Origin of the sequence: Psychrobacter urativorans (genome assembly GCF_904846695.1) — a bacterium.
Classification (GTDB): domain Bacteria; phylum Pseudomonadota; class Gammaproteobacteria; order Pseudomonadales; family Moraxellaceae; genus Psychrobacter; species Psychrobacter urativorans.
Map to the genome: position 1 here is coordinate 1 of NZ_CAJHBR010000044.1, position 5,117 is coordinate 5,117.

4 protein-coding genes and 2 pseudogenes are annotated in these 5,117 nt (G+C 39.3%); 4 read left to right on the plus strand and 2 right to left on the minus strand.

Annotated elements, in window-relative coordinates; all coding sequences use genetic code 11:
* The first annotated feature begins 144 nt into the window (after positions 1-144).
* The 4 genes and pseudogenes from JMY09_RS14115 to JMY09_RS14130 all read left to right on the plus strand — a co-directional run bounded on the left by JMY09_RS14115 (position 145) and on the right by JMY09_RS14130 (position 2,413).
* Positions 145-636: a CidA/LrgA family protein gene (locus JMY09_RS14115; protein ID WP_201624568.1), complete on the plus strand. Its 492-nt coding sequence runs from the start codon at positions 145-147 to the stop codon at positions 634-636.
* 9 nt (positions 637-645) lie between these two features.
* Positions 646-1,344 carry an LrgB family protein gene (locus tag JMY09_RS14120; protein ID WP_201624569.1) on the plus strand — a complete coding sequence of 233 codons (699 nt, stop codon included), beginning with the start codon at positions 646-648 and terminating at the stop codon, positions 1,342-1,344.
* A gap of 235 nt (positions 1,345-1,579) precedes the next feature.
* A pseudogene (locus JMY09_RS14125) lies at positions 1,580-1,765 on the plus strand (alpha/beta hydrolase-fold protein); the annotation flags it as partial.
* Positions 1,766-2,098: 333 nt separating this feature from the next.
* Positions 2,099-2,413 carry a putative quinol monooxygenase gene (locus JMY09_RS14130; protein WP_004812141.1) on the plus strand — a complete coding sequence of 105 codons (315 nt, stop codon included), beginning with the start codon at positions 2,099-2,101 and terminating at the stop codon, positions 2,411-2,413.
* Positions 2,414-2,510: 97 nt separating this feature from the next.
* Here JMY09_RS14130 and JMY09_RS14135 read toward each other — a convergent pair.
* Both JMY09_RS14135 and JMY09_RS14140 read right to left on the minus strand, forming a co-directional pair.
* Positions 2,511-3,008 (minus strand): annotated as a pseudogene (locus tag JMY09_RS14135) (IS3 family transposase); the annotation flags it as partial.
* Between the two features lie 1,004 nt (positions 3,009-4,012).
* Entirely contained in the window at positions 4,013-5,023 is a 1,011-nt protein-coding gene (locus JMY09_RS14140; protein WP_201624571.1) for a DNA-binding protein, read from the minus strand.
* Positions 5,024-5,117: the final 94 nt, after the last annotated feature.

The window sequence follows — 5,117 nt, forward strand, 5'->3', positions numbered from 1 at the left end:
CTTGTACGGTTTCTTCAGCATAGCTCAAGGAAGGATAATGAAATTTATTATAGGAATTGGGAATAAAAATAAAAATATAATTCATAATTTATGACTAGGGTATTTTTATAATAAGTAGTCTCTAATCAACAAACAACAATTATTATGCGTAATCCTAATATTCGCTTATCCCTACCCTTTGTAGCTGAAAAAAAACTTAGACTTCAACAGTTCTGTCGCCAATCATGGCTTCATGTCCTTATGCAATGCGCTATTATCGCAGCTGTCTGGTATTGTGCTGCGATATTGGTTGAGTTATTGCATCTACCCGTATCCTCAGGCGTCTTAGGAGTATTTTTAATGCTGATCTTATTAATGAGTGGTGCTATCAAGGTTAACTGGGTCAGACTGGGGGCAAAATTTGTTTTGGGTGAATTAGTATTAATGTTTATCCCACTTATGATGTCAATACTTCAATACAAGGCGCTATTTATCAGTAAGGGCTGGCAATTAATGCTGACAATTATCTTAAGTACCGCGATGGTGATGTTAAGCTCAGCATTAACTTTTATTATGGTGCACCGTTTGCAACGTAGATTGTATCGACATCAGATTCATAAAGCCCAATTAAACCTAAGAAATAATGATAATGCGTGAGGATTTACGATGAATGTCTGCTCAATCCTTTGTCTCATTTGGACATTAGCTGCTTATTATATGGCTAAAGTAATCTATGTGCGCTATCGAAAATCTTGGCTAAACCCTGCTATCACGGTTCCAGTAATAACGCTTTCATTAATGATTATCTTTAATATCTCTTATGATACTTATTGGAAGGATACAGCTTGGATTGTGCAGTTACTTGCCCCCGCAACGGTTGCGTTTGCTATACCTATTTATGAGTATCGTCGTTTAATACGTCAACATGCTTTGTCTTTGACCGCTTCTATAACTGTTGGGATGATAGTGGGGGTCTTGAGCATATATATATTTGCTGTGTTATTCCATTTTGATAAGACCTTGACCTATAGTTTGATGGCCCGTTCAATATCGACACCATTTGCGTTAGACTTATCTGAAAAGATTCACGGATCTCCCTCTTTAGTTTCATTGTTTACTTTGATTACAGGGATGGTGGGAATGATTTTAGGGGATATGATCTTGACTTTTTTTCGTATTCGCTCCCATCTTGCAAATGGAATCGCATTTGGTAATGCATCACACGGTTTTGGTACAGCCCGGGCAAGTCAGCGCAATGAGGACGAGGGCGTTATAGCCAGTTTAACAATGATTTTAGCGGGATTATTTATGATATTCTTAGGTCCTTCATTAATACATGGCGTAATGTTATTTGGGCAAGTTTAAACAAATATATATAGAGACCCTAATCCATATTAAGAATAGATATAATAACAGCCATTATCACTAACAGATAAACAATAAAAAAACGTATGAATTTCCGTTTTCTTTCTAAAGTTAATTCGACTTTAACTAAATGTAATGAGCTTTATTCCTTTTAAATTTCAACCTATTAACTTATCTTATTTAAGATCAAATAAAAATAAATGACTGAACCGCTCCGACATAGTCGGGGCGGTTCAATCAGGGAACAGCTGATGATTTTCTTGAAGAACAGTTAAGGCCTAAGCTTCTTAGTAATATTTGTTTGGAACAAGAATATCCTCTTACACTTAACCTAAGAGAAGGGTATGACCATAGCTATTACTTCATTGCGAGCTTTATAGAGAAACATATAGAGTTTCACAGCAAATTCCTAGCTAAATAACTTTCATAGATATGAGGATGTACAATGTGGTTCTTGAATGCTTCTTGAGCAATATAATTTCCAGATGAAGAGGTCAGCTTATAAATCTAAGGTAGAGTCAATTGATCCTTATATAACTAAGATTGAATTTAATCATCTCATATCTTAATTTTTTGATTCAAATGTTAATGATATTAACTTGAATAAATTCCTAGCATTATGTCGAAATAAAAACCCAGATTTTGGCTCAGCTATGGAATTTTTTTTAACTTTTATACAACAAAACTTTCTGACATGCATACATTAGCAATGTCAGAATAAGTTTTAATTCTAATCAATTGTGGAGTTTTAGTCATGCTTAAAACAGCTTTATATGTCCGTCTTGAAGCTAAACCGGGTAAAGAAGACGAAGTGGAAGCTTTCCTTAAAGCCGGTTTACCTATTGTAATGGAAGAACCTGCGACAGTTGCGTGGTTTGGCCTACGTCTTGGACCTACAACATTTGGTATTTTTGATGCATTTCCTGATGAGGCGGGTCGCCAAGCACATTTATCTGGCAAGGTTGCAGCTGCTTTGATGGCTCAGGCCGATGAGCTATTTTCAGAGCCACCGTCTATTGAAAAAGTAGATGTTTTGGCTAGTAAACTACCAGCTCATACCGACGCTTAAATGTATGAGGGTGCTGCCTGAAATTTTGAATGAAAGGCAGCACTTCAACCCTGTGAGGTGAACCGCCCCGACTATATCGGAGAGTTGATTGCTTGAGTCAGGCAACTTTGTCTGACTCAGTAAGACTATCATAGTATCGTCTCTCAAACTCAAAAGGCGATACATAACCAATCGTACTATGAATGCGAGTTTTGTTAGACCAATCGACCCATTCAAGGGTTGCTAATTCAACCTCACTCACACCTTGCCACTGCTGTTTTAAATATTCAATCACCTCTGTTTTATAAAGCCCGTTAACCGTTTCAGCTAACGCATTATCGTATGAATCACCCGTCGTACCAACAGATGCAATGACGCTAGAATCAGCCATTTTCTCAGTATAGCGAATGGATAAGTACTGAACGCCGCGATCACTATGATGAATCACATCTTTTGGGTTATTTCTGTCTGCAATGGCTTGGTTTAACGCTGCCATCACCATATCAGTATTCATACGATTAGACACCTTCCAGCCAACAATACAGCGGGCAAATACGTCAATGATGAAGGCGGTATATACCCAGCCCCGGAAAGTCTTGATATAAGTGAGGTCTGAACCGTCCCTATTTTTTCATACTCTCTCAGAACGCCGTTTCTCCGAAAAACCTGAGGCGGTTCAGATAGTTTTTTTTGATAGAGTATGACACTGCCAAAGCGATCTGAATTACTTAAACCAATTGATTGTATCAGTGCCTAAAAATTTTACGAAAATCTTATCAAAGGACTAGACAAAAAAATGCCTCTGGGAGTTGACTCCCAGAGGCATTTAGTTTTAAATGTAGATAACGGTTACAGTGTGCGTCAACACGCTGTAACGAACAAATAAGCATACGCAGTGCGTTATTTGAACAGCATTAAATGCCCGTTTAGGGTCATTCTATCCAAAATCTGCTTTCATATCAACTCTATTTGCTATACATTTTAAAAACTGCTTGTTCGCTCGTTACATCCTCGTGCTGCTCTCTCTGTACCCGTTACCCGTCAAATGGGTGGCAGGCCTCGGTGACGACTGCGTTTGACATAAGGGTGAGCTCCCTACAGGGGTGACTAGACAAAGGATCAGAGCAACGCAATGAGTGGTTACTTGTGCATATCGTAGCGGTATATTGGGCGAACGCCCTTGCTAGCGTATGACAGCACAGTAGCGGTTAAGAGCGTGTCTAGGCGGTGCTATCAGCCGTAATCTTAACAACCGTAGCTTGATACAGTGATACGGTCTTGATGACGCGATGGGCGATGAAGTCGGCATGACTAATCACATCAAATCCAAGGAATGCACTAAAGCGATTGTGAGTATTTTTTTACTCATAAACGCTTTAGGGTGAGTGTTCCTTGAAATCTGCTCAAGGCTCCAAAATCAGCATAAATTTACTTAGGCTAATTTAAGTAGTATATAGCCCACTAGGCTATATACTATAAGAGTCCGGAGAAAAATTTAGAATATTTATTATACAGCCATCATTTATTCAGTGAGTCGATATTGTCATGGTTGATTCATAAGCTTAGTGTGAATAGAACGGGATTGACTTATTTATTGTTAATAGGTCTCTATTACTAAGTTTAACTGATGCTTTTAGTGTTAATTGTCTCTCGCATCTTTTCAATCTCTGCAGTCAATGAGCTACTCTTTTCCTGTTCTGATTGATAGTTAACTGAAAGCTCATCATATTGCTCAATTAAAGCAGTGTGCTCAGTACTAAGCAAAGTTTTCTCATGATTTAATGTGTTGTGTTGCCTAACAAGCAGCTGATGATCTGCTTCAAGCTTAGCTTGCTTTTGAGTAAGCTGCTCATTAATCCCTGATAACTTATCACGTTCAGCGATTATGGCCTTTAACTCTCCTTTCACTTCTGCTGTAAGATTCGTTATCTCGTTGCGCTCAATAACGACTGTCTTTAGCTCATCCTTAGTTGCTGTCAGTTCTGTTTGCAGACGCGCGATCTCTGCTTTATCGCTATTAGCAGTGGCTTCAAGCGTGGCCACTTTCGATATGTTGGCACTCAGCTCTTTTGATTGCTGATCAAAACTGCTACGCAGGTCACCAAGTTGGGCCTGAGCTGCCGCTGTTTTAGCCCGTTCAAGTTCTAGCTGGTGCTGAGTATCACTGAGTGTCTGTGTCAGCATATCCCGTTCAGCAGTCACTTGAGCTGCGGTGATAGCCGTTGCCTCTGCAGTTGCTGTGACCTCATCGAGCTGTTCTAACAAGTTAGTCTGCTCACTCTCTAGTGTCTTAACCGCCTCTTGTGCCTCGTCTGTCTCAGCTTGCGATTTGGCCTTAATACTCTCTAGAGCTTCCCGTTCTTTAACCAGACGATCATTGGCAATATCAATGGCTGTCTGCCACATATCCGCACCAAGCGTTTGTAAGCGTTCAGCAATGCCACTTGGTAGCTCAACCTGTCTTAGCTGCTCTTCTTGTTGGTTATCCTGACGCCAAGACTTCATGCCTTCACTGATAGTCGTGAATGATCCACCACCCAGCGCCTTACGCACTTCGGCTAAAGTAGGTTTGATACCTTGTTCGTGCAGTTGATCAGCGATAGCATGAATTTGCTGTGTAGTAATGGCCATAATTATTGTCCTTAATTTTGTATGAGTAAATATGTAGCGTTTGTATTATGTAGTATAATACAATATACAATATACAATATACAATATACAATAT